The following is a 25,262-nucleotide window of genomic DNA, read 5'->3' as shown; positions in this document are numbered from 1 at the left end:
TTACGTTAATTAATACGATATAAGGAGGCTTTATGCCTGTACAAGAAAAACGCTATATTAGTAATTTAACTCGAGAAACATATGCATTAATTTTAGCTGGGGGGAGAGGTTCAAGATTACACGAGCTTACAGATTGGCGTGCTAAGCCAGCCACATTTTTTGGCGGTAAATTCCGCATTATAGATTTTCCGTTATCAAACTGTATCAATTCAGGTATTCGTCGAGTTGGTATTGCCACTCAATATAAATCGCATTCTCTTATTCGCCATGTCAACAGAGCATGGAGTCATTTCAAAAAAGAACTCGGTGAATCTGTTGAAATTTTACCAGCATCACAGCGTCAAGGTGATGGTTGGTATGCCGGTACCGCTGATGCAGTTTTTCAAAATATAGATATTATTCGTCATGAACTTCCTAAGTATGTGATGATCTTATCAGGTGACCATGTTTATCGAATGGATTACGGTGACTTATTAGCTAAACATGTTGAAAACGGTGCCGATATGACCGTTTGTTGTGTAGAAGTTCCAGTTGAAGAAGCTGCTGGTTCTTTTGGTGTGATGACGGTTGATGAAAATAATAAAGTTTGTCGTTTTGATGAGAAGCCGGCACATCCTTCAGAAGTTCCTGGTAAGCCAGGCATAACACTCGCTTCTATGGGGAATTATGTTTTTAATACACAATTCCTATTTGATGAATTAGATAAAGATCATGCAATTGACGCTTCAAGTGGCGATTTTGGTAATGATATAATTCCTAGAATTATAGAGTCTCATAAGGTATTTGCATTCCCATTTCGCGACCCAAATAATGAGAAACAACCTTATTGGCGCGATGTAGGTACCTTAGATTCTTTCTGGGAAGCTAATATGGAATTAGTTAGCCCTGAACCTCAGCTTGATATGTATGATGAAAGTTGGCCAATTTGGACATACCAAGAACAAACGGCACCTGCTAAATTCGTATTTGATGAAGATGGCAGAAGAGGAATGACGGTAGACTCTACCGTATCTGGCGGTGTTATTGTGTCTGGTTCTACCGTTAAAAAATCCTTGTTATTTTCAAAGGTTAGAGTGAATTCTTTCTGTGAAATTAATGGTGCAGTCATACTTCCAGGCGCTATTATTGGTCGCTATTGTAAAATATCGAAAGCGATTATTGACCGTAGTTGTGAAATTCCTGAGGGGATGGAAATAGGTATCGACCATGAGGCTGACAGAGCTAATGGATTTAGAGTGACTGAAAAAGGTGTAGTATTAGTGACACGAGATATGATTGCAGCAATAAGTAATGACTAAAACATCAGGGGTAAGCTAAATGAATAAAGAAGCGTTGAGTATTCTAAATGAAAAAGCTATTAACGCCATAGTTTCAGCTAAGCATGAAGATGTGTTTTCGGTTTTAGGAATACATCCTCACCCTGTAAAAACTGGACTAATCATAAGGAGTTTTTTACCTGCCGCTAAGGCGATTACTGTTATTGATAGGGAGACTCAGGAAAAGCTGTGCTCATTAGTACAAGTAGAAGCTTCTGGCTTATTTGAAGGCTTTATTGAAACCAAAGAGTCGACTATTGATTACCAACTACTTGTTAAATATCCATCATCTGAATTAATTGTTGAAGATGTATATCGCTTTCCATCGTTATTACAAAATGATGATCTTTATCTTTTTGGTGAAGGTACACATGAACAGGCTTATCAATGGATGGGGGCTCATGTTGCTGAAGTTGATGGTATAAAAGGGGTTAACTTTGTTATTTGGGCACCTGATGCTCGTCGTATATCGGTGGTTGGTGATTTCAACTTTTGGGATGGACGTTGTCATATGATGCGTAAACATCCTGGTGGTGGCGTTTGGGATATTTTTATTCCTAACGTTGCTGGCGATGTTAACTATAAGTATGAAATTAGAGGTAAAGACGGGGATACATTGCCGTTAAAAGCCGATCCTTATGCTTATAAAATGCAATTGGCTCCTCAAAATGCCTCAGTTACCGTTAATAAAAGCGAATATGAATGGCAAGACAAAAAATGGATGGAGGAAAGAGCCGCAGATAGTAATCAATATCACGGTCCAGTCTCTATTTATGAGGTGCACTTAGGTTCTTGGCGTCGTAAAGGTGGTGAATATAACGACTACCTTAATTATCGAGAATTAGCCGAGCAATTAGTTCCTTATGTTGCCTACATGGGCTTTACTCATATTCAAATGATGCCAGTAAGTGAATTTCCATTTGATGGCTCTTGGGGATATCAACCAATTGGTATGTTTGCTCCTACCTGTCGATTTGGTTCACCAGAAGACTTCAAATATTTTGTTGATTGTTGTCATGAAAAAAATATCGGCGTACTGCTTGATTGGGTACCCGGGCATTTCCCAACAGACATTCATGGCTTAGGAAAGCTTGATGGTAGTTGTCTTTATGAACATGAAGATTTACGTAAAGGTTTTCATCCAGACTGGAAAACCCTTATTTATAACTACGGCAGGGCAGAAGTTGTTAGTTACCTCATAAGTAATGCGCTGTACTGGTTAGATAAGTTTCATATTGACGGGCTACGTGTCGATGCTGTTGCGTCTATGCTTTATCTCGACTACAGCCGTGAAGAAGGTGAGTGGATACCTAATATTTATGGTGGTCGAGAAAACTTGGAAGCCATTGAGCTATTAAGGCAAGTTAACAGCAGGGCCTATTTTAATTACCCTGGCGTTATGATGGTGGCTGAAGAGTCTACCGCCTGGCCTGGAGTATCAAAACCTGTTAGTGAAGATGGTTTAGGTTTTGGCTTTAAATGGAACATGGGATGGATGAACGACACCCTTAAATATATGGAAAGAGATCCTCTTTATCGTCAACATCATCACAATGAACTCACTTTTGGTCTTGTTTATGGTTTTAGCGAAAACTTTATATTACCGTTAAGTCATGATGAAGTCGTTCATGGTAAACGCTCTTTATTAGAGAAAATGCCTGGAGACGATTGGCAAAAATTTGCTAATTTACGTGCATATTACGGTTTCATGTGGACACACCCAGGTAAAAAACTACTCTTTATGGGCGGTGAGTTCGCGCAACGTGATGAGTGGAATCACGATCAAAGTTTAGATTGGCATTTACTCGAACACGACTCACACAAAGGTATTCAAACCTTAGTTAAAGATTTGAATACAGTGTATAAGAGCACAGCTGCTTTGCATGAGTTAGACTGCGATGGTAATGGTTTTGAGTGGTTACTTTCGGATAATGCCGCTGAATCAATACTTATCTATCTTCGTAAAAGTGCAAAAGGCCAAGCTTTAGTTGTGGTGAATATGACGCCATCTACTTATGAAAGTTATAAAGTAGGTGTGCCAATTGCTGGTAGTTATATGGAATGTTTAAATACAGATGATGCTAAATATGGTGGTAGTCATGTTAAAAATGCGCCTATTATTGGGTCTCAAAAAGGTCTTTATAATGGTCAGAAGAACCTGATAGAAATTTCTGTTCCTCCTTTATCTACTGTTATTTTTGATATTCAAAAAGCATAACCATTACGCTCCTGTACACACGTTTTAGGTTTTCATTTCACACTAAATAAACCTAAAATGTGTTCTTCTTTTAGATCAATTATTGTAACGTGGTTTAAAGCGAGTAAAGATATGCTCGAAGTACATTCCCAAATAAATTTAAGAATAGTTATTGGTATATTTAGCTATTATTTATTGTTTTAAAAAGGTGATTCATGAATATATTAATGGTCTCGGCTGAAAATGATGCCTTACCTGGTGGTAAAGTTGGCGGTATAGGTGATGTAGTAAGAGACATGCCTAAAGCATTAGCTGAGCAAGGTGAGCACGTTAATGTTGTTATGCCAAATTATGGGCTTTTACATGAATTAGAAAACGCAGAGTTTGAAAAAAACGTCACTATTACTTTCGCAGGGCGAGAAGAAGAAGTCGGCTTTTATCGCTTTACCGTGAAAAATAGCCATAGCCATGTTACGCAGTGGATCGCTCATCATGCTATTTTTTCAAGTTGTGGTGTTGGCAGTGTTTATTGTGATGATCCTAATAATCGTCCATTCGCGACAGATGCGACCAAATTTGCATTATTTAATACAGCTGTAGCTAAAGGCATTTTAGACAAGGTATTTGGTGAGCTGGATGTTCTTCATTTACATGACTGGCATACAGCTGTTTTATCGGTATTAAGAGCATTTTCACCTGAATACCAAGCATTAAAAAATATTAAAACTGCCTACACTATTCATAATCTTGCTTTGCAAGGTATACGTCCTTTATCAGGAGATGATTCTTCTCTTAACTCATGGTTTCCTGAGTTGACTTTTGATGCAAGCGCAATTAACGATCCTACATATAGTCATTGTTTTAATCCCATGAGAGCCGCAATAAATTTGTGTGATAAAGTTCATGCTGTATCGCCTAATTACACACAAGAAATATTAAAGCCAAGTAATATTGAACAAGGATATTTTGGTGGTGAAGGTTTAGAAAAAGATCTGCAAAATGCAGCAAATGAAAACCGATTGTTTGGTATTTTAAATGGCTGTGAATATAGCAATTCAAAGCCTAAATCGTTAACACTCAATAACTTCTTTTCGTTATGTGAAACCGAAGTATTAAAGTGGGCAGGTAACCAACCTACACTTTCAAGCGCACATCATATCGCAGGTGCTCGTTTAGGTAAGTTAACTGCTAAGAAGATTGTAAAACGCCCATTTATAATGACGTCTGTTGGTCGTATCACTAACCAAAAAGTTTTATTACTACAACAAAAAATGTCAGATGGGCAAAGTGCCTTACAACATATTTTAAATGAGTTGGGCGATTCAGGGATCTTTTTATTACTGGGCAGTGGTGATCCTACTTTTGAACAGTTTCTTACTCAAACTTCAGGGAAAAATTCAAACTTTATCTTTTTAAAAGGTTATTCAGAGGCCCTCTCGGAAGCAATTTATAGCATGGGTGACTTATTTATGATGCCAAGTTCTTTTGAACCTTGTGGTATTAGCCAAATGTTATCGATGCGAGCAGGGCAGCCTTGTATTGCTCACAGCGTAGGTGGATTAACTGATACAATAGAAGATAAGAGCAATGGTTTCTTATTTACTGGCGATACGCAATTGAATCAAGCTACTAATATGATTAAATGCTTTAAAGATACTTTGTCGCTTTATAAAAATGAACCAAAGCAATTTAAAGACATTGCTACGAATGCGAGTAAAGCTCGCTTTTTATGGAGTGATTCAGCTGTACGTTATATTGCAGATTTATATAAGTAAACTCAGCTCGGGTTAAGTTATTTTACTCAATAATGCTATTTAAGCACCTATCTGCATTGCCTGCATGGATGCAGGTACTTGGTTTTTATTAGGAATAAAAATGCCTTAATAATCACATAAATTTCATCATTGAGAGAGAATTAAGGCCTTTTATGTTCTTAATCTTGATAAAGCTAAAAGATACTTTAATAAATCAATGAGTTATTAAATCTATTAACCCGAGTTGAGGTTAAGTAAGCTTGTAGTTCATTCGTTAAAGACAATTTTATAAAAACAAATAAAAGGTATAAAAGTAAATTATGGGTAAAGTTATTGTATTGGTAATTATTATTGCTGTTGTTGTATTGCTTTATATGCGTTCAAACACAAATAAAGACGCGGCTGTTAAAAACAAGTTAGCTGGAAGCGCTTTTTTAATTGAAAATAAAACAGCTGAAGGCGTTATTGAAACCACTTCAGGGCTACAATATTTAGTGTTAAATAAAGGTGAAGGAACTGTACATCCAACAAGCTCAGACAAAGTAAAAGTTCATTACCATGGGACTTTATTAGATGGTACTGTGTTTGATAGTTCAGTTGATAGGAATACACCTATTAGTTTTGGTTTAAACCAAGTAATAAAGGGGTGGACTGAAGGCGTACAGCTAATGACAGTAGGCGATAAGTTTCGTTTCTTTATTCCATCAGGTTTAGCTTATGGCGATCGACCTGCGGGTCAAATCACTCCAGGCTCTACACTTATATTTGATGTGGAATTATTGGGTATTAATCAATAATTATATTTGATTAGAATCCTCAGAATTTAAAAGGCGTCTTATGAAAACATAAGACGCCTTTTTTGTATTTGAAAATAGAGTATCAAAGAACAAGTAGCTTAAACGTTATCTAAACTACTCATCACTTCATCACTTATTATCCAATGAACTTACGCGCATTACGGAACATTCTTACCCATGGCGAATCTTCTTGCCATTCGTCTGGATGCCATGAGTTGGCTACCGTTCTAAATACACGTTCAGGATGCGGCATCATAATCGTTACACGACCATCAGTTGTTGTAAGTGATGTAATCCCATCTGGTGAGCCGTTAGGGTTCGCAGGGTATGTTTCAGTTACTTGACCGTAGTTGTCTACATAACGAATAGATACAGTACCTGATGCGTTAGCAGCATCAATCGCTTCATCTGAGCTAAATTCTGTTCTACCTTCGCCATGTGAAACAGCGATAGGCATTCTTGAACCTTCCATGCCTTTAAAGAAGATTGAAGGGCTTTCTTGAATCTCAACTAGGCTGAAACGTGCTTCGAAACGCTCTGATTTGTTTTGCACAAAACGTGGCCATGCTTCTGAACCTGGGATGATTTCTTTAAGGTTTGATAGCATCTGACAACCATTACACACACCTAAACTGAATGTGTCTTCACGTTGGAAGAATGTTTTAAACATTTCACGAGCGTTGGCGTTGAATAAAATTGATTTTGCCCAACCTTCACCAGCACCTAAAACATCACCGTAAGAGAAACCGCCACAAGCCACTAAGCCATTAAAGTCAGCTAAGTCTGTTCTGCCTGCTAAAATGTCAGACATATGAACATCAATTGCTACAAAACCAGCACGGTCAAATGCAGCTGCCATTTCAACATGAGAGTTAACACCTTGCTCACGTAAAATAGCAATCTTAGGGTTGGTGTTATTCGTTGCATCTTTAGCAATTAGGTTAGCAACAATATCGTCGTTAATATCGAATGTTAACTCAGCGTTTAAGCCTGGGTCTTCAGTATCAAATTTAACGTCGTGTTCTTGTTGTGCACATTCAGGGTTATCACGCAATGATTGCATCTTGAATGTGGTTTGTGCCCAAAGTGTACGGTAATAAGTACGAGAGTTAGCTAATACTTCTTCACCATTACGAGTAAAGCGAATGGTATCTTCGTTGTTCAAGCTACCAATAGTGTTACAACAATCGGCAATGTTATGTTCTGCAAATACAGCGTTAACAGCGTCTAAATCACTTTCACGTACTTGAATTACAGCACCTAACTCTTCGTTAAATAGTATTTCTAAATCATTACCTTTAAGTGCTGATAAATCGATGTCTACACCAGTGTGACCAGCAAATGCCATTTCAGCAACAGTAGTAAATAAACCGCCATCAGATCTATCGTGATAAGCGATTAATTTTTCTTGCGCAACTAATGCTTGAATCGCGTTAAAGAAGCCTTTTAATGCTTCTGGGCTATCTACGTCTGGTGTTTCAGTACCAAGTTGTTTATAAACTTGTGCTAAACATGAACCACCTAAACGATTTTTACCTTGCGATAAATCAATTGCGATAAGGGCTGTTTCACCTAAATCAGTACGTAATTGTGGGGTTACTGTTTTACGAATATCTTCAACAACACCAAATGCAGTGATAACTAATGAAAGAGGAGAGGTTACTGATTTCTTTTCTCCATTACTTTCCCATTGAGTTTTCATCGACATAGAGTCTTTACCCACTGGAATTGTTAATCCTAATGCCGGACATAATTCTTCACCAATGGCTTTAACTGCTTCGTATAAACCAGCATCTTCACCAGGGTGACCCGCTGGCGACATCCAGTTTGCAGAAAGTTTAATACGGTTTAAATCGCCAATGTCAGCACAAGCAATGTTCGTTAAAGACTCCGCTACGGCTAAACGAGCAGAGGCACCAAAGTTTAATAAAGCAACAGGTGTACGTTCACCTAATGACATAGCTTCACCGTGGTAAGAATCAAGAGCAGATGCAGTTACACCACAATCAGCCACAGGTACTTGCCAAGGACCCACCATTTGATCTCTGTTAACCATACCCGTTACTGATCTATCACCAATGGTAATAAGGAAAGTTTTTTCAGCAACCGTTGGTAACGTTAAAATACGCTGGGCTGCATCTTCAAGAGTAATATTATCTAATGCTAGTTCGTCACCAGCAGCAGTGGCTGATTTAACATTTTTAATAATTTTAGGTGTTTTACCTAAAAGTACTTCTAGTGGTAAATCGATAGGAGTTTTTAAGTTATCAACATCAGCAAAGTGTGAATCAGTAACTGTTAAATGTTCTTCTTTTGTTGCTCTACCAACAACAGCAAAAGGAGCACGCTCACGTTCACAAATCTTGGTGAATTGTTCTAATTGTTCATCAGAAACTGCTAGTACATAACGTTCTTGAGATTCATTACACCAAATTTCGTGAGGCGCCATGCTACGTTCGTCGTTTGGTACATTACGTAATTCAAAGACACCACCACGACCACCATCAGAAACTAATTCAGGAAATGCGTTAGATAAACCACCAGCGCCAACATCATGAATAAATAAAATTGGATTTGCATCACCTAACTGCCAACATTTATCGATAACTTCTTGGCAACGACGTTCCATTTCTGGGTTTTCACGTTGAACTGATGCAAAGTCTAAGTTTTCAGCTGACTGACCTGAAGCCATTGAAGAAGCAGCACCACCACCTAAACCAATGTTCATTGCTGGGCCACCTAATGCGATTAAGTTCGCGCCAACAACAATGTCACCTTTTTGTACGTGTTCGTCACGAATGTTACCTAAACCACCCGCAAGCATAATAGGTTTGTGATAACCACGAACTTCTTTACCGTTAAAAGAATTAACTTCTTCTTCGTAAGTACGGAAGTAACCTAAAATCGCAGGGCGACCAAATTCGTTGTTAAATGCAGCGCCACCTAATGGACCTTCAAGCATAATGTCTAATGCAGAAACAATACGTGATGGCTTACCAAAATCTGTTTCCCAAGGCTGCTCAAAGTTAGGAATACGTAAGTTTGAAACTGAAAAACCCACTAAACCTGCTTTTGGTTTTGAACCAACACCGGTAGCGCCTTCATCACGAATTTCACCACCACTACCAGTAGCGGCACCTGGGTAAGGAGAAATAGCGGTAGGGTGATTGTGTGTTTCAACCTTCATTAAAATTTGAATGTCTTCATGGTTATAACCATATTCATTCGTTACAGGGTTAGGGAAGAAACGTCCGCCTTTATTACCCACCATAACTGCAGCGTTATCTTTATAAGCGCTTAGTACGTAATCAGCATTAAGTTCATGAGTATTGCGGATCATTTTGAACAATGATTTTGGCTGTTTTACGCCATCGATTGTCCAATCTGCATTGAATATTTTATGACGACAATGTTCAGAGTTTGCTTGAGCAAACATATAAAGTTCGATGTCGTTAGGGTTGCGGCCTAATTTGGTGAAGTTTTCAAATAAGTAGTTAACTTCATCTTCAGCAAGCGCTAAACCTAAGTTAATGTTTGCATCAACTAATGCGCCTTTACCGCCATTCATAATATCGATTGAAGATAGTTCGCCAGGTTCTGCCGTAGCAAATAATAAGGTCGCTTGTTCCATTTCTGAATAGACAACTTCCATCATGCGGTCATGAATTAAGTTATTTAATTGAATTTGTTGCTCGTTTGATAGCTCTTCAGCGGTAATGTAATAAGCCATCCCACGCTCTAAACGAATAACCTTATTTAATCCACAATTATGAGCTATATCAGTAGATTTGGAAGACCATGGAGAAATAGTGCCAGGACGAGGTGTAACTAATAAAAAGTTACCTACGGGTTCATGTGTTTCAATGGTAGGTCCGTATTTAAGAAGCTGTTGTAAAACGTGTGATTCTTCGCTGGACAGTTCTTCAGATACATGAGCAAAGTGAGTGTATTCTGCATAAATATCAGTAACAGGAAGTGATAGCTCAGCACATTGGATAAGTAATTTCTTTACTTTAAATTCAGAGAGTGCAGGAGCGCCGCGAAGGGTTTGCATCAACATCGACATAGTCTATTTCACCGGGTTAGATTAATAAGGAAAAAAGCGCGCGTAGTATATACTTAAATCAATTTAAGATACAGTAATCAGTACCATTTTAAAGGCAAAAATAAAGACGTGAAACTTGACCGAATGCTCAGGTTTTATGGGTTTTAATGCTAGGTGATTAGAACTTCATTATTGCGGTTTAACATGAAGTACAAAGGAAATGCTTCTTGCGGTTTACTCTGGCTATAGGTGTTCAATACTTAACCTTATTGTTGACTCTTTTATGTAGTCATTATTTGTTATTTTGTTTAGTGATTTATTCTTGCTAACAATTCACAATCTGGTCAAGTGTTGAACTTTAATTATCATTTGAGAACAGTCATAAATACAATGTGTAAAGTTAAGTTTTCTTCTAATACAATCAACAATTAAAACCTATTAAAGATATATTTTATTAAAAAGATCTTTGCGAAATAGAGTAAATAACGACACAATATAGGGATATGAAAAATAAATTACGAAAATCATCCTACAATATATTGTATCCAATAACATTTCTTCTATTGTGTTCAATATTTTTGTTTGGCTGTCAGCCTGTAAACAAAGTCTCTGGCCTTCAACGGATCATTGATCGTGGTTACGTGACAGTAGGGACTTTATATGGAGCAACAAGCTATTATATTGAAGCTGAAGGACCTACTGGCTTTGAATATGAACTTGCTAAACAATACGCCGATTATTTAGGCGTTGAGCTGGTTGTTGTTCCTGCCTACCATATTGATGATTTATTTCCCAAGCTTGATTCTGGTGATGTTGATTTTGTAGCTGCAGGTTTGGCTGTTACGAATAAACGCTTGCAAGAATATAGTGTCGCCCCAAGTTACGATACCGTTAGTCAGAAACTTGTTTTTAAACAAGGCAATAAAAGACCACGTACATTAGATGCACTTACTGGAAAGCTGGTTGTTACTGCAAGAACGAGTCATGCAGAAAATTTGGCAAAACTTAAATTGACTAACGACAGTTTGTCTTGGCAAGAAAGTTCAGATCTAGATGCTGAAGAATTACTACTTAAAGTTTTAGAAGGCGAAATTGATTACACTGTAATAGACAGCAATGCCTTAGCAATTAGTCGTCGTTATTATCCTGAAATTAGTATCGGTTTTACTATTAAAGAGTCAGAGCAACTGTCTTGGTTAGTAAGTAAAGAAAATGATACGTCTATATTAGCCAGTTTAGTTGAGTTTTTTGGTGAAATTCACCATGACGGCACTTTATTAGCCTTAGACGATAAGTATTACGGACATATCGAACAATTCAACTATGTTGATACTCGAATGTTTATTAAAGCGATTGAAGATACGCTACCTGAATTTCGCCCAATTTTTGAAAAGCATGGTCAAGAAGTTGATTGGAAACTATTAGCTGCTATAAGTTATCAAGAGTCTCATTGGGATCCTAAAGCACGCTCTCATACTGGTGTTAGAGGTTTGATGATGCTGACGTTACCAACTGCTAAACAAATGGGAATTGAAAGTCGATTAGATCCTGACCAAAGCATTCGTGGTGGCGCTAAATATATCAAAAGAATGATAGATAAAATGCCTGATCGTATTCAATATCCTGATCGTTTATGGTTTGCATTAGCTTCATATAATGTAGGTTTTGGGCATTTGAACGATGCTCGAATAATTACTGAACGCCAAGGTGGTGATCCTGATCGCTGGGTTGAAGTAAAATCACGTTTACCCTTACTAAAGCAAAAGAAATATTACAAAACTACTCGATATGGTTATGCACGTGGCGATGAACCTGTTAATTATGTTGAGAACATTCGTCGTTACTATGATACGTTAGATTGGATGGTTGAGCAGACTCAAAATGAAGAAGAGTTGCTAGAGCTTGAAACCAGCGAAACAGAGTCGTTAATGATTGAAACGAATGAAAATACAGAAGAAGACACTTCAACTGAAATTACCTCTCCAATCACCTCTAGCGATTCTTAATTTCAAAACATTGACTGTTTTAGAAATTAATTTATGAATGTCATAAATAGTTCATAAATCATCACCATAATGACAGCTTAAAAGGAGAACTTAATATGTCATTTAATACAAGAAAACGTTTAACAAGTATGCAAAGAAGAAGACAACTAAATCGTCAAAAAAGCAAAACGATTGGTCGTCGTCAGTCACAATTTATACAAGAAACTGTGCTTTTAGAAGAGAAAAACGCTTAAATTGAAATAGAAGTAAGTAGCGGCCCTTAATGATTTTTAAAATTAAGCCTCTACCTACAATTCTATTTATAAGTGAGCCATTAAACGTGTTTACCACGAGTCCAAGTCGATTCAGATAATAAACGTTCACCAGCATCTACTGCACCAGCTTCCATTGTTGTCCCCATAGAATCATTCCAACGGTTTAAATAGCCAAATAAGGCTACAACACCTAAGATTTCAACAACTTCACCTTCGTCCCAATATTTATTTATTTCAGCAGAAACCTCATCGTTCACTGCATTAGGAACACTTGATGCCGCTAAAGCAAATTCAAATGCCGCTTTTTCAGCTGCAGTATATAAGTCACTTTCACGGAAAGACCAAATATTTGCTAAACGCTCTTCAGTTCCACCGTAACGTTCAGCGGCCAAAATAGTGTGAGCCTCACAGTAACGACAACCGGTATTTGCACTGGTTAAGTAACCAATTAAGCGCTTTTGTTCAGCTGTTACACGGCCTTCATTGGCCATTACAGCCATATTCAAACTAATAAATGCTTTAGCAATTGCTGGGCGGCGTTGCATGGTTAAAACACTGTTAGGGCAGAATCCTAATGTTTCATTAAAAAATCGAGCAAGTTCTGCAACTTCATCATCATGATCTGAGGCCAAAGGTTTAACTAAAGGCATAAATTACCTCCATCCATATTGTTTATTATTTAAGTGAACTTAGCATAAATATACAGTGTTGCATTTGCAATAAGTGTATTGCGTTTGTTTGTATTTCTAAGGGTTAATATGATGAGCTATATACAAGTTGAGATAGATAAATGTTACAGTCATATTATTCATTTTTATTGAGAACATCAGCATTTCATCTTCAGCCAGGAAAAAAGCCTTTAAGCTTTCCAATAAAATTAACAGCCCTTTAAATTTAACTACTCATCTTCCGTTTCGAGTTGCCGTAGTGAGTAATTTATTGGCATTAAATCGTGATTGGAAGATTAGAGGTTTATGTAATTTAGAACCAAGAGAGATGCGTGTGTTGTTGAATATTGGTTCATATATGCCAATAAAGTCTGCAGACATAGCGTATCAATCACGATTAGATTCTTACACTGTAAGCCGAGCAGTAAAAAAACTTCAGACCCTAAAGTTAATTGATATTGAAGCTGATAAATTTGGCAAAAATATTAAGAATTTAAGCCTCAATGAAGCTGGGGCAAAACTTTATGGTGAACTGACAGCTGCTTTAGAGCCGCGTTCACAAGAGCTTGAAAGTGTATTAACAGAACAAGAAAGAATTTTGTTTTATGAAATGCTAGAAAAAATAGAAGTAAAAGCTGAATCACTATTAGCTGAACAAGCCATTGAAATGATTAATCAAGGACAAGAGCCGCCTGCAGATCAAAAAGAATTGATCCGTTGGTACAAGAAAGGCCTAAATGATTAAAAAAATGGTGAGTCTGAAAAAAATAGTATTGATATTTTGAGCTTAAATATAGGACAATGCGCGCCCGAAACATTGGAGTAATTAATGCGATATGCTTTAGGTATAGAATACGACGGCAGTAGATACTGTGGTTGGCAGCGCCAAAATAATGGTATTGGTGTTCAGCAAAGAGTTGAAGAGGCACTCTCTAAAATAGCAAATGAGCCTATTGAAGTGATTTGTGCTGGGCGAACTGATACTGGTGTAAATGCAACCAATCAAGTTGTACATTTTGATACCGACCAAATTCGTAAAGATGTCGCTTGGACATTAGGTGTAAATACTCATTTACCTGCAGATATAGCTGTGTCGTGGGTTAAACCTGTGAGTGATGAATTTCACGCTAGATTCAGCGCAACAGCAAGAAACTATCGTTATATTATTTATAACTCAAGATTGCGTTCAGCGATATTAAATCACGGTATTAGTTTTTGTCATCAACCGTTAAACGAAAACTTAATGCATCAAGCAGCGCAACTTCTTGTGGGGCGACATGATTTTACTTCATATCGTACTGTACACTGCCAGTCTCATTCTGCCATCAGAACCTTGTATCATATCAATGTATCTCGTTTAAACGATTATGTGATTATTGATGTAAAAGGTAATGCCTTTCTTCATCATATGGTTAGAAATATTGCTGGTTCATTGATGGAAGTGGGGCAAGGAGATCGTCCCGTTTCTTGGATAAAAGAAGTGCTTGATGCTCAAAACAGATGTGTTGCCGGAATGACTGCTGCATCTGCTGGGCTTTATTTTGTTGACGTAGATTACCCTGAAGAATTCGATATCCCTAAACGACATTTAGGACCTCTGTTTTTAACTTAAAGAAAAAACTACGCTAATAGCGTAACTTTTAGTATTAAAAATAGTGTAAAATATGTTTTAATTATGGGTTATATAAGATTATTTAAAAATTTTCGATTGTTTTGATTTATTTTTAATCAATTTAATCCTCTTTCCTTGTGCAATAGGCAATGTAAATTATGAGCTGGATAGAAAAAATTCTCCCGAAAGCCAATTCTAAGGCTACATCAAAACGTGGCGTTCCTGAAGGCGTATGGAGCAAGTGTACTGAATGTAATGCAGTACTATATAAAGTTGAATTAGAACGTCAAATGTTCGTGTGTCCTAAGTGTGACCACCATATGAGAATCAGCGCTAGAAAGCGTATTGATGGCTTTTTAGATCCAGATGGCAGAGTTGAATTAGGCGAAGAGTTTGAAGCAAAAGACATTTTAAAGTTTAAAGACTCTAAAAAATATAAAGATCGTATAAGTGCTGCTCAAAAAGCAACAGGTGAAAAAGACGCCCTAGTTGTAATGAAAGGCGAATTAAATGGTGCTCCTATTGTAGTTGCTGCATTTGAATTTGCTTTCTTAGGTGGTTCAATGGCATCAGTTGTTGGCGCCCGTTTTGTTAAAGGTGTTGAATACTGTTTAGAGCATAACTTACCGTTTGTATGTTTTTCTGCAAGTGGTGGAGCTCGTATGCAAGAAGCTTTGTTTTCACTTATGCAAATGGCAAAAACAAGTGCTGCTTTAGCTAAGATGAGCGAAAAAGGTTTACCTTATGTGTCAGTACTTACTGACCCTACAATGGGTGGCGTATCTGCAAGTTTAGCTATGCTAGGTGACATCAATGTTGCAGAGCCTAAAGCCTTAATTGGTTTTGCTGGTCCTCGTGTTATTGAGCAAACTGTACGTGAGAAATTGCCTGAAGGTTTCCAGCGTAGTGAGTTCTTAAAAGAAAAAGGTGCGATAGATATAATTGTAGATCGTAGAGAAATGCGTTCTACTCTATCGCGTATGTTAGCTAAGTTTATGGGATACGAAAGCCCTAAAGCTTCTTAAGAATTTAGCATAAATACATGAAAGAAAATTTAAAAAGCCACTCATTAAGATCCACTCTTGATGAGTGGCTTTCTTATATAGAAAGTATTCATTTTACTGAAATTGATATGGGGCTCACTCGTATTAAGCAAGTTGCGGAACGCTTATCTATCGACTTAAGTGCTTCAAAAGTTGTGACGGTTGCAGGTACAAACGGCAAAGGTACAACTTGCGCATTTTTAGAAAACTTCTTATTAAATGAAGATGCTTCTGTTGCTGTTTATTCTTCTCCTCATATTGAAAAGTTTAATGAGCGCTTGCGAATTAATAAGACTGATATAGAAGATCAGCTTTTAATCAATGCTTTTGAGAAAATAGAGCAAGCACGAGCTGATATTTCGTTAAGCTATTATGAATACACCACATTAGCCGCGCTAATTATTGTAAGCGAATCCAAACCAGATTACCTTATTTTAGAAGTAGGTCTAGGTGGACGATTAGATGCTACTAATATGGTTGATTGTGATATTGCTGTTTTAACCACCATAGATCTTGATCATCAAAAATTCTTAGGTGATACCAGAGAAAAAATTGGTTTTGAAAAAGCCGGTATCATGTGCAGCAACACATTTGCTGTTGTTGGGGATTTAGATACGCCATTGTCAGTCATTACTCATGCATCAAGTATTAATGCAAAAGCATTATATCGAGAACAAGAGTTTTCTTTAAAACAAGATGATAATGCTTGGTCGTTTACATTGCATAGTAAGGTTTTTGAGCAACTCAATAAACCGCATATTCCTATTGATAATGTCGCTACAGCATTAACGGTTATTTCTCTGTTAGGTATTGAGTTAGATTCAGCTAAAATTAATCATGTTATTGAGTTAACCAAAGTCGCAGGGCGAACAGAACGCTTTGTTGAAAACTGTGATGTTATTCTCGATGTTGGGCATAACCCTCAAGCAGCTCGATATTTAGCAAGCCAATTAAAGCAAATGAACTACAATAAAGTTTTTGCTGTAACGGGTATGTTAATTGATAAAGATATAACGAATGCATTAGCACCACTTATTGAACATGTTGATACCTGGTTTTTAGGTAGCTTGAATGTTGCAAGAGGCGCAACTGCTCAACAACTTTGTGAAAAACTTAACATCGTTAATGAATCAGTTAATTGCTTTGACAATGTCACTCAAGCATTTAAAATGGCGAGTTCTGTAGCGAATTCAGATGATTTGATTTTAGTTTACGGATCATTTTATACCGTAGCCGAAATAAGGCGTTTACTTGTTAAAGAGTAAGCCTTTAATAGTCTGTTAATTTTAGGAGTTTAGTTTGTCTACACCTTTTCAAAATCGAATAGTTGGAACTGTTATTGTAGCCGCCGTAGCTATTATATTTCTTCCCGATTTTCTTGATGGAAATAAAAAGAAATATAACGCAGAATTTGAAAATATTCCTCAATCACCTAAAGTTGAACTTAATACTTCTGTAAAACCTTTTCCTTCAGAGAAGTTAGAAGATATTGAACTTAAATCAGAAGAGGTTATTGAAGAAGAGCAAGACAATCTGCTTCAACTTGCCTCAGAAGAAGATACACTTAAAACTATTGAAGATGACTTTACAACTCCTGTATTAACAACCGATATTGTTAAAGTAAAAACCTTAGCAAAAGCTGAAAAATTAGGTGAAGAAGTTAAGCAACCAGAACCTAAAGTTGAAGTTAAAACAATTCCTAAGAAAATTGACGCTAAAGAAGCTTGGGTAATACAACTGGGAAGCTTTCGCCATGAAAAGAATGTTTCAGACTTAGTTGCAAAATTAAAATACCACGGGTATACAACCTTTACCCGTCCAATAAAAACTAAGAACGGCACCTTAACGAAAGTATTTGTAGGCCCTGATATTAATAAGACTTCCTTAGAAAGCAAAATAACCCCATTGAAACAGTTAACTCATGTTGAAGGTAAAGTTACACGTTTTTATCCTACTAAATAACAAAATTAATAGCTTTATTTGGCTCGCATCTGGTAGAATGCGCGCCTCTAATCAATGAGAACATTCGAATGATGATTTGGGTAGATTATGCCATTTTGGCAATAATAGGCATTTCAACGCTAGTTAGTTTAGTCCGTGGCTTTGTTAAAGAAGCTGTATCAGTTGTTATTTGGATCGGTGCTTTCTTTATTGCGAGTACTTTCTATACGGATCTTGCTGTACATCTTTCAAATATTACCGATCAATTCCTTCGAAACGCAGCCGCTATAACCATTCTTTTTGTTTCCACGCTAATTATTGGCGCTTTAATTAATTATGTTATTAGTCAACTTGTTAGTAAAACAGGCCTTTCAGGCACAGATCGCGTTTTAGGTTTAGCTTTTGGCGCTCTAAGAGGTGTTTTAATTGTTAGTGCAATCCTCTTCTTATTAGACGCTTTTACCCCATCTGCATCGGCAGAATGGTGGATTAACTCATTACTTATTCCAGAATTTAAATTGATTGTTGTTTGGTTTTTTGAATACCTTAAACAGTCATCAAGTTTTTTAATACAATCATAGCTCGGCGGAGAATAGTTTCATGTGTGGCATTGTTGGCATAGTAGGTAAAAGTAACGTAAGTCAATTAATCTATGATGGATTAACGGTACTTCAACATAGAGGTCAAGACGCAGCAGGTATTGTTACTATTAATAACAACACCTTTAGATTGCGTAAAGCTAACGGCTTAGTGAAAGATGTTTTTCATACTCGCCATATGCTGAGATTACAAGGAAGCATAGGTATCGGTCATATCAGATACCCAACTGCAGGTTCTTCTAGTTCTTCAGAAGCTCAACCATTTTATGCAAATTCACCATTCGGAATTTCATTAGCTCATAATGGTAATCTAACTAATGCTGATGAACTAAAAAGCTGGTTAAACCTTCAAGCAAGACGTCATGTAAATACAACGTCTGATTCTGAATTATTATTGAATATCTTAGCGCATGAGCTGCAATGTACAACAGGCTTAGAGCTTACTCCTGATGATATGTTTAATGCGATTAGCAATGTACATAAACGAGTAAGAGGTGCTTATGCAACTGTTGCCTTAGTTATTGGACACGGCATGTTAGCATTTCGCGATCCTAATGGTATTCGTCCTTTAGTTTTTGGTAAAAAAGAAACTGAAACAGGTTCAGAGTATATGGTTGCTTCAGAAACTGTTGCCCTAGATGCTTGTGGTTACGAATTTGTAAGAGATGTTGCGCCAGGTGAAGCTATTTATTTCACAGAGTCAGGTGAACTCTTTAGCAAGCAATGTGCTGAAAATCCAACGTATTGCCCATGTATTTTTGAATATGTTTATTTTGCTCGTCCAGATTCAACAATGGACAAAGTTTCAGTTTACGCATCACGCGTTGAGATGGGTAAAAAATTAGGTGAGAAGATTGTTAGAGAGTGGGATGATGTTGATATCGATGTTGTTATACCTATTCCAGAAACATCGTGCGATTCAGCGTTAGAAATCGCGCACCAGTTAAACATACCATACCGTCAAGGTTTTGTTAAAAACAGATACATTGGTAGAACTTTTATCATGCCTGGCCAAGAGCAGCGCGAAAAGTCTGTTCGCCAAAAGCTTAATGCGATTAAAGCAGAATTTAAAGGTAAGAATGTTTTACTTGTAGATGACTCTATTGTGCGTGGGACGACTTCTGGCCAGATAATTGAAATGGCTAGAGCATCAGGTGCTAAAAAGGTTTATTTCGCCTCTGCAGCTCCTGAAGTGCGTTTCCCTAACGTTTACGGTATTGATATGCCAAGTGCTAACGAATTAATTGCGCATGGCCGTGAATTAGATGATATTTGTGACCTTATTGGCGCAGATAAACTTATTTTCCAATCAATTGATGACTTAGTGTCTGCAGTTAACAAAGCTAACCCTGAAATCAAGATGTTTGATACTTCTGTTTTCAATGGTCAATATATTACGAATGATATTAACCAAAGCTATTTAGACAAGTTAGATGCTTTAAGAAATAATGAAACCAAAGAGAATTCTGACCGAAACGCAGAATCTATAATAGATATGTACAACGAAGGTGCTGACGAATAGTCTGCAATTAACCTTCTTGTAAAAACAATAAAGGCACCTCAGGGTGCCTTTTTCATATCTATTATTTGTTCATTTAATTCTACAGGATATTTAATCTTGGGGAGGGGATTAAGTATCACCGTATTTGAATTAATTAAATATATGTAATACTTCAGGTCCTAAACCAACGCCAAAAAGAATGATCATTGCGGCAAGTAAACCAACAAGCAATACTAAACCACAGGTGACAACGGAACTAGCGTATATAAAACCTTCTTCTTCAGGAATATTCATCATGATAGGTACACCTGAATATAAAAGATATACCGAGTAAGCCATGGCACATACACAAGCAAGTACCACAAACCATAAAACAGGATATAACGCGACAATACCAACCATCAGTAATGGCGTTGCAGTATATGCGGCTAATTCTAATGATTGAGTAAAATCAGGAGATGAATCGAAGGTTCTTGCCATCCAATGTATTAAATATGCTAAAGCTGCAACACCAATGACTAAAGTGAAATAAAATATCACTGCCATAACAATTGCATTTGTATTTGATAATTTTATTGGGTCGCCAACACCAATAGTCCAGCCAATATGAGCTGCTGCAAAGTATCCGCAAATACTTGGAATTAAAGCGATAGTGCAAATATGAATTAAGCTATAAAGTAAACTTTCGTGTCGTTTTTCGATTACCTGCCATTCTTCTTTGGGGTGAGCGTACAAGCCCCATATATGATTTAGTATCATCGTAATCTCCTTCCACAGTGCCGAACAGAGGATAACTCAACTCAATGTCGGTTAGTGATGTTGAATAAATAGTTATTATTGTCTAATTATTGTTATTTAGTTCTTATTGTTATCGAGTCTTACACTCTTATTTATGTAAGATAGACGCTCAAAGGTCAAGAAATGTTGATAAAATAATCTAAGAACAGATCTTTTAAGTATGCTTTAATCTATAGGTTTTAGAGGCTTTTAAGCTGTTCATGTTAACTTACTTTTATTCTTACGATGTTCATTATCTCAATTTCAAATCCTGCAACTTCTTCTTTACTCACATAATAAGTCACATTAACTCTATTATTGATTAACGATTTATAAAGCTGTTTGCGTTTATATTTAAAAGGCACATCAATGTTTTCAAACATTAACGTATTAATAAACCAATCATCTTCTTCTCTTTGAACATGAGAGATAACCTTAAGGTTATCTGTGTGAATAAGTTCATGGTGTTTTTTTATTAACTTTTCACTTTCAGATTTCATAAAAATCCTTTTTCAATAGCTTATATTCTTATTCTCTCAAAAATTAAGCACTTTATACAGAAGATCAAAACACTAGTGTTTATAATCATCCACAAAAAAGCCAGTTATCAAGATAACTGGCTTGGTAAGGCATAATTTTCAGTGATAATCTAATATTGAGATATAGATAAAGTTAAGCGTTTATTTTTTCGCTATATCTTCAATTATTGTATGAAAGCCTTGAGTTGTTTGATTGTTAGCAGCTTCATTAGCTTCTTTACGTGAGACATAAAACAATCTCCCCATAAAGTCTTGACGCCATTGTTCACGTTCTTGTAATGCTGCTTCATCAAGCTCTAGTTTTTCAATACCAGCGCTTAGGTCTAAGCCATTTAATTTAGCAACACGTTCTTGCGAATCTATTCTATCGTGTAGAACATTAATTTCACTAGCAAGTACCATTACCATCGACATCAATTGATCGGTGGCTTTATCGTTCGAAAACTGTGGGCGTTTGCCTTTGGCATCTTGTATTACGTGTGGACGATCGTCAGCAGTATAATCAGACATTACGCTACCTCCTTTTTAGTTAAAGGTTTTTGTGCAATAAGTACTTCCCAGCCACCACCTGGCGCAAACTCACCTGCGGTAAAGTCTCGGTCAGCAACAGCTTCTGCCGTATCAATGTCATATCCAGCCGCGGCTGCAGCAGCAAACTCCATTACTGCCATTGGTGCAGTATCAAAACGCACATCGCTACGTGGAAATCCTGCTTTTTCAGCTAATTCAATTTGATCCATGTCACGCATAGCACCCCAGAAAGGCTCGTTGTTGTACCAAGTTTCGTTATCAAGAATAAATTGAGTGAAAGGGTCCATTAAGTCAAAAGGAGGTAAATCAGCATGGATCATTAAGCCGCCTGGTTTTAATAGTCTTTCACATTCTTTAAATATTTTAGGCATAGCAACCGCACTGGTTTCATGCAACATTATGTGGCTGACAACTAAGTCAAAATATCCATCTTCGAAAGTGGTTTCTTCTGCGTTCATTTGTGCGAAGTTAATGTCGTGACCCATAGCTTTGGCGCGAGCATGTGCATAACGAATAACAGGTGCGCCAACATCTATTCCCCAAATTTCTGCATCAGGGAAATACTCTTGATAAGGTAAAGTTGAATGACCAACAGTACAGCCCATATCTAAAATTCTTAGTGGTTTAAAGTCAGGCTTGTTACGTTTTAAATAGTTACAAACAGAACGACCTAAATCATCATTATTAGGGCCTGTATACCCCATGCTATATAGATAAACACCACGGTCATAAAGAACACCTGCAGCAACATCATCTTTAGTAACCTCAGAGCAATAACCACCTGGCATACAGTGAATATCTAAAGCACTTACATAACGTGGCGGTACAAAATCTTCAGGTATAATTAACTGACTCGTTGCGCTTGCTGAATACTCTTTAGCTTTTTCAATTAATTCAGGTAACTCTCTATCAATACTAACGTTTACTGATTCCCATAAAAGCTCTTGAGAAATACGATTAATAGAAGCATAAAGCTGGAAGTAATTATCAGGCAACATGCCTTTACGAATGTCGAGTCTATTTTCTGGTGGTCTACCATATTCACGTTCAAAATTCTTCGCCACACGATTTTCATAAATAGGCTGTAAACCGGGCAACATAGATTGTTGAATATAGCCTTTAAGGCTTTTAGCAAACTCTTGACGTGATGCATCATCGTGAGTGATGTTAGGTAACATATCGTGTCGATTTTGTTGAAAACAATTGAGCATTAATATTTCTCCTTCTGGTTTTCAGCTGAAATTGCATACGGCTTAGAGTTAATAGTTTAATTGCAATTCATATAATTTATTAAACTTCATTAACCATAATCTCGCCTAGATCCAAGATCATTGATAATTGTCATAAATTAAAAATAGAAGAATTTTTATAATAAAACCTAAAAGCTCCACCGTTGACATTTGTCATGGCGCTGCTCAAGTGCCTAGCTATGATGAATTAAGACTAACTCAGTGTTTTATTCATTGAGGCTAGCAATATGAGGCGGTGGATAAAAATACCCCTTTTCATTACTGGTTGATTTTTAGTGTTCTCTCATCGAAAAAACGTGGAGGACATGCCAGTTATCTAATCAATTATTACCTGGATTTGCCAAAATTGAGGGGAAAAGAATTATGAGTTATCGTTTAGGCGTTGACGTTGGGGGCACTTTTACCGATTTGCTACTCATCAATGAACAGACCGGCCAAACTTACACTGCTAAAGTGCCTTCTACACCACACGACTCTTCTGTAGGTGTATTAAATGGTATTGCACGAATTTGTGATGAATCAGGTGTAACGCCTACCGATATTAAACGTGTTATGCATGGTACTACAGTAGCAACCAATGCTGTTTTAACAGGTAAAGGAGCTAAGGTAGGCCTAGTAACGACTAAAGGTTATGAACAAACTTTACAAGTTGCCCGCTCTTTTTGTCCTGGTGGTTTAGGTGGTTGGGTAAGTTTCGTTAAAAAACCTTTACTTGCAACATTAGAATTAACCATAGGCGCTGATGAGCGTATTGATGCTAAAGGTAATGTGGTAAGAGATTTAGATGAAGCCGCTTTGCGTGTTGATATGCAAAAGCTTGCTGATAAAGGTGAAGTAGAAGCTCTTACCATCTGTTTTATTAATTCTTACTTAAGCGATAAGCATGAACAACGTGCTAAAGCGATTGCTCAAGAAATTTTTGGCGATATGCCAATCTCAATATCAAGCGAAGTTGTTCCTGAAATGCAGGAATATGAACGTACAGAAACTACTGTAGTTAACTCATATGTTCGTCCAGAAGTCGCTAAATACGTTAACAATTTACAACAAGCACTTAAAGCACGTATGGGAGATGACGTTCAATTATCTATTCTTCGTTCAGATGGGGGCTTAGCGTCAGGTCGTGCTTCAGGTGATTCACCTGTTAACTTATTAATGTCAGGCCCAGCAGGTGGTGTAGCAGGTGCTATCTATTTCTGTAGTCGTGCAGGTTATGACAATATTCTTACTTTCGACATGGGTGGTACGTCTACCGATGTTGCCTTAATTCAAAACTCCAAAGCTAAAGTGCGTCGCGAAACTATTGTTGGCGATGTACGTGTACGTGCGCCTTCAGTTGATGTTCGTACAGTAGGTGCTGGTGGTGGCTCAATCGCATTTGTGCCTGAACTAACGAAAGCCTTACGTGTTGGTCCAGAATCAGCGGGTGCTGTTCCTGGTCCTGCTGCTTACATGAAAGGCGGCACAGAGCCAACAGTGTGTGACGCTAACGTTGTATTGGGTTACTTGCCTTCTGATGCACAATTAGGTGGCGCGATGGCGATAGACCGTGAAGCTGCTGTTACTGCAGTGAAAAAAGTAGCTGACGCTATGGGGATAGATACCATGGAAGCTGCTGAAGGTATTATCAAAATTGCTAATGAAGCTATGTTTGGTGCTTTACGTTTAGTCTCTGTTGAGCAAGGTTACGACCCACGAGATTTTGCACTTGTTGGTTTTGGTGGCGCTGGCCCATTACATGCTAATGCCTTAGGTATTTTAACTGACGCATGGCCTGTTATTGTACCGCCAGGTCCGGGTGTACTTTGTGCTTACGGTGATGCTACAACTCAAGTTCAAGATGAAGCTACACGTACTTATCTTACTCTAGCTCAAAAAACTACAGCAGATGTTCTACTTAACGATTTAGCTGAATTAAGAAGTCGTGCTTCGGAATCTCTTATTGCTGATGGTATTGCTGAAGCTGACTTAGAAGTTACCTTCCAAGCTGACTTACGTTACGCAGGTCAAGCATTTGAAATCAGTGTTGACTTTACAGAGCAAGATTTGAAAGACCAAGGTTTAGCTTTATTAACGGGGCATTTTGATGATGAGCACGAAAAGCTTTTCACTTTTAAACTAGATGATGGTCATGAAATATTAATGATCAGAGCCGTTGTTAAAGCGGTTTCTGGTGAGATAGCAGAGCGTTTACAAGGTGAAGAAAACTTCACATTAGAAGATTGTAAAATTCAAAATACACGTTTCTTCTACGAAGGTCAGTGGCATGAAGGTGCTTTATATGATCGTAGTAAATTGCACCAAAAACTCGTTGTAGCAGGTCCTGCTATTGTGAGTGAAATGGACTCAACTACTGTTGTTTTACCTGGTTATCAGGCGAATATTGACGCGGTTGGCAATCTGTTAATCAATCCAGTGAAATAAGTGGGGAT

The 25,262-nt window shown here is 37.3% G+C and carries 20 protein-coding genes; 14 read left to right on the top strand and 6 right to left on the bottom strand.

The window, feature by feature from the left end; translation table 11 throughout:
- Positions 1-32 precede the first annotated feature (32 nt).
- The 4 genes from glgC to Q5N69_RS10895 all read left to right on the top strand — a co-directional run bounded on the left by glgC (position 33) and on the right by Q5N69_RS10895 (position 6,064).
- A complete protein-coding gene (gene glgC, locus Q5N69_RS10910; protein ID WP_304368950.1) occupies positions 33-1,298 on the top strand; it encodes a glucose-1-phosphate adenylyltransferase in 1,266 nt (421 codons plus the stop codon).
- A 19-nt stretch (positions 1,299-1,317) separates the two neighbouring features.
- The gene (glgB, locus tag Q5N69_RS10905; RefSeq protein ID WP_304368949.1) at positions 1,318-3,534 is read left to right on the top strand and encodes a 1,4-alpha-glucan branching protein GlgB; all 2,217 of its coding nucleotides are present in this window, start codon (positions 1,318-1,320) and stop codon (positions 3,532-3,534) included.
- Between the two features lie 194 nt (positions 3,535-3,728).
- On the top strand, positions 3,729-5,288 hold the full coding sequence (locus tag Q5N69_RS10900; protein WP_304368948.1) for a glycogen synthase: 1,560 nt from the start codon (positions 3,729-3,731) through the stop codon (positions 5,286-5,288).
- Positions 5,289-5,587: 299 nt separating this feature from the next.
- Entirely contained in the window at positions 5,588-6,064 is a 477-nt protein-coding gene (locus Q5N69_RS10895; protein ID WP_304368947.1) for an FKBP-type peptidyl-prolyl cis-trans isomerase, read from the top strand.
- A 136-nt stretch (positions 6,065-6,200) separates the two neighbouring features.
- Here the strand turns inward: Q5N69_RS10895 and purL are convergent, their stop codons facing one another.
- On the bottom strand, positions 6,201-10,118 hold the full coding sequence (gene purL / locus Q5N69_RS10890; protein ID WP_304368946.1) for a phosphoribosylformylglycinamidine synthase: 3,918 nt from the start codon (positions 10,116-10,118) through the stop codon (positions 6,201-6,203).
- Positions 10,119-10,612: 494 nt separating this feature from the next.
- On the opposite strand from purL, the gene mltF reads away from it, so the two are divergent.
- Entirely contained in the window at positions 10,613-12,115 is a 1,503-nt protein-coding gene (mltF, locus tag Q5N69_RS10885; protein WP_304368944.1) for a membrane-bound lytic murein transglycosylase MltF, read from the top strand.
- 95 nt (positions 12,116-12,210) lie between these two features.
- Positions 12,211-12,348, top strand: a complete 138-nt coding sequence (locus Q5N69_RS10880) for a hypothetical protein (protein WP_304368943.1) — start codon at positions 12,211-12,213, stop codon at positions 12,346-12,348.
- Positions 12,349-12,428: 80 nt separating this feature from the next.
- Here Q5N69_RS10880 and Q5N69_RS10875 read toward each other — a convergent pair whose 3' ends face one another.
- Positions 12,429-13,019, bottom strand: a complete 591-nt coding sequence (locus Q5N69_RS10875; protein WP_304368942.1) for a carboxymuconolactone decarboxylase family protein — start codon at positions 13,017-13,019, stop codon at positions 12,429-12,431.
- A 277-nt stretch (positions 13,020-13,296) separates the two neighbouring features.
- Between Q5N69_RS10875 and Q5N69_RS10870 the strand changes: the two genes are divergently transcribed.
- The 7 genes from Q5N69_RS10870 to purF all read left to right on the top strand — a co-directional run bounded on the left by Q5N69_RS10870 (position 13,297) and on the right by purF (position 19,754).
- Entirely contained in the window at positions 13,297-13,782 is a 486-nt protein-coding gene (locus tag Q5N69_RS10870) for a MarR family winged helix-turn-helix transcriptional regulator (RefSeq protein ID WP_304368941.1), read from the top strand.
- Between the two features lie 84 nt (positions 13,783-13,866).
- The gene (truA, locus tag Q5N69_RS10865; RefSeq protein WP_304368940.1) at positions 13,867-14,649 is read left to right on the top strand and encodes a tRNA pseudouridine(38-40) synthase TruA; all 783 of its coding nucleotides are present in this window, start codon (positions 13,867-13,869) and stop codon (positions 14,647-14,649) included.
- A gap of 158 nt (positions 14,650-14,807) precedes the next feature.
- On the top strand, positions 14,808-15,674 hold the full coding sequence (accD, locus tag Q5N69_RS10860; RefSeq protein ID WP_304368939.1) for an acetyl-CoA carboxylase, carboxyltransferase subunit beta: 867 nt from the start codon (positions 14,808-14,810) through the stop codon (positions 15,672-15,674).
- A 17-nt stretch (positions 15,675-15,691) separates the two neighbouring features.
- Positions 15,692-16,957, top strand: coding sequence for a bifunctional tetrahydrofolate synthase/dihydrofolate synthase (folC, locus tag Q5N69_RS10855; RefSeq protein ID WP_304368938.1), 1,266 nt, complete (start codon positions 15,692-15,694; stop codon positions 16,955-16,957).
- A 34-nt stretch (positions 16,958-16,991) separates the two neighbouring features.
- Complete coding sequence (locus Q5N69_RS10850) at positions 16,992-17,654, top strand: SPOR domain-containing protein (RefSeq protein ID WP_304368937.1); 663 nt, start codon at positions 16,992-16,994, stop codon at positions 17,652-17,654.
- 71 nt (positions 17,655-17,725) lie between these two features.
- Entirely contained in the window at positions 17,726-18,214 is a 489-nt protein-coding gene (locus tag Q5N69_RS10845) for a CvpA family protein (protein ID WP_304368976.1), read from the top strand.
- 19 nt (positions 18,215-18,233) lie between these two features.
- Positions 18,234-19,754, top strand: a complete 1,521-nt coding sequence (gene purF, locus Q5N69_RS10840; RefSeq protein ID WP_304368936.1) for an amidophosphoribosyltransferase — start codon at positions 18,234-18,236, stop codon at positions 19,752-19,754.
- A gap of 129 nt (positions 19,755-19,883) precedes the next feature.
- On the opposite strand, the gene Q5N69_RS10835 is transcribed toward purF, so the two are convergent.
- The 4 genes from Q5N69_RS10835 to Q5N69_RS10820 all read right to left on the bottom strand — a co-directional run bounded on the left by Q5N69_RS10835 (position 19,884) and on the right by Q5N69_RS10820 (position 22,791).
- Entirely contained in the window at positions 19,884-20,492 is a 609-nt protein-coding gene (locus Q5N69_RS10835) for a Yip1 family protein (RefSeq protein ID WP_304368935.1), read from the bottom strand.
- Between the two features lie 242 nt (positions 20,493-20,734).
- Positions 20,735-21,010 carry a hypothetical protein gene (locus Q5N69_RS10830; RefSeq protein ID WP_304368934.1) on the bottom strand — a complete coding sequence of 92 codons (276 nt, stop codon included), beginning with the start codon at positions 21,008-21,010 and terminating at the stop codon, positions 20,735-20,737.
- Positions 21,011-21,190: 180 nt separating this feature from the next.
- Positions 21,191-21,559, bottom strand: a complete 369-nt coding sequence (locus Q5N69_RS10825) for a hypothetical protein (RefSeq protein ID WP_304368933.1) — start codon at positions 21,557-21,559, stop codon at positions 21,191-21,193.
- Positions 21,559-22,791 (bottom strand): class I SAM-dependent methyltransferase, encoded by a 1,233-nt coding sequence (locus tag Q5N69_RS10820; RefSeq protein WP_304368932.1) that lies wholly within the window; start codon positions 22,789-22,791, stop codon positions 21,559-21,561. The genes Q5N69_RS10825 and Q5N69_RS10820 overlap by 1 nt, the downstream gene beginning before the upstream one ends.
- A 402-nt stretch (positions 22,792-23,193) precedes the next feature.
- Between Q5N69_RS10820 and Q5N69_RS10815 the strand changes: the two genes are divergently transcribed.
- Entirely contained in the window at positions 23,194-25,254 is a 2,061-nt protein-coding gene (locus Q5N69_RS10815) for a hydantoinase/oxoprolinase family protein (RefSeq protein WP_304368931.1), read from the top strand.
- Positions 25,255-25,262: the final 8 nt, after the last annotated feature.

The organism is Pseudocolwellia sp. AS88, from assembly GCF_030551755.1.
Taxonomy (GTDB): domain Bacteria; phylum Pseudomonadota; class Gammaproteobacteria; order Enterobacterales; family Alteromonadaceae; genus Pseudocolwellia.
This window is presented reverse-complemented; position numbering and strand designations above follow the sequence as displayed.

Coding starts and splice junctions, on each gene's coding strand:
- glgB (WP_304368949.1), top strand. CDS start 1,318: ATGAATAAAGAAGCGTTGAGTATTCTAAATGAAAAAGCTATTAACGCC.
- Q5N69_RS10845 (WP_304368976.1), top strand. CDS start 17,726: ATGATTTGGGTAGATTATGCCATTTTGGCAATAATAGGCATTTCAACG.
- mltF (WP_304368944.1), top strand. CDS start 10,613: ATGAAAAATAAATTACGAAAATCATCCTACAATATATTGTATCCAATA.
- Q5N69_RS10820 (WP_304368932.1), bottom strand. CDS start 22,791: ATGCTCAATTGTTTTCAACAAAATCGACACGATATGTTACCTAACATC.
- Q5N69_RS10830 (WP_304368934.1), bottom strand. CDS start 21,010: ATGAAATCTGAAAGTGAAAAGTTAATAAAAAAACACCATGAACTTATT.
- Q5N69_RS10880 (WP_304368943.1), top strand. CDS start 12,211: ATGTCATTTAATACAAGAAAACGTTTAACAAGTATGCAAAGAAGAAGA.
- glgC (WP_304368950.1), top strand. CDS start 33: ATGCCTGTACAAGAAAAACGCTATATTAGTAATTTAACTCGAGAAACA.
- Q5N69_RS10815 (WP_304368931.1), top strand. CDS start 23,194: ATGAGTTATCGTTTAGGCGTTGACGTTGGGGGCACTTTTACCGATTTG.
- Q5N69_RS10835 (WP_304368935.1), bottom strand. CDS start 20,492: ATGATACTAAATCATATATGGGGCTTGTACGCTCACCCCAAAGAAGAA.
- folC (WP_304368938.1), top strand. CDS start 15,692: ATGAAAGAAAATTTAAAAAGCCACTCATTAAGATCCACTCTTGATGAG.
- Q5N69_RS10825 (WP_304368933.1), bottom strand. CDS start 21,559: ATGTCTGATTATACTGCTGACGATCGTCCACACGTAATACAAGATGCC.
- Q5N69_RS10875 (WP_304368942.1), bottom strand. CDS start 13,019: ATGCCTTTAGTTAAACCTTTGGCCTCAGATCATGATGATGAAGTTGCA.
- truA (WP_304368940.1), top strand. CDS start 13,867: ATGCGATATGCTTTAGGTATAGAATACGACGGCAGTAGATACTGTGGT.
- Q5N69_RS10900 (WP_304368948.1), top strand. CDS start 3,729: ATGAATATATTAATGGTCTCGGCTGAAAATGATGCCTTACCTGGTGGT.
- purF (WP_304368936.1), top strand. CDS start 18,234: ATGTGTGGCATTGTTGGCATAGTAGGTAAAAGTAACGTAAGTCAATTA.
- accD (WP_304368939.1), top strand. CDS start 14,808: ATGAGCTGGATAGAAAAAATTCTCCCGAAAGCCAATTCTAAGGCTACA.
- purL (WP_304368946.1), bottom strand. CDS start 10,118: ATGCAAACCCTTCGCGGCGCTCCTGCACTCTCTGAATTTAAAGTAAAG.
- Q5N69_RS10895 (WP_304368947.1), top strand. CDS start 5,588: ATGGGTAAAGTTATTGTATTGGTAATTATTATTGCTGTTGTTGTATTG.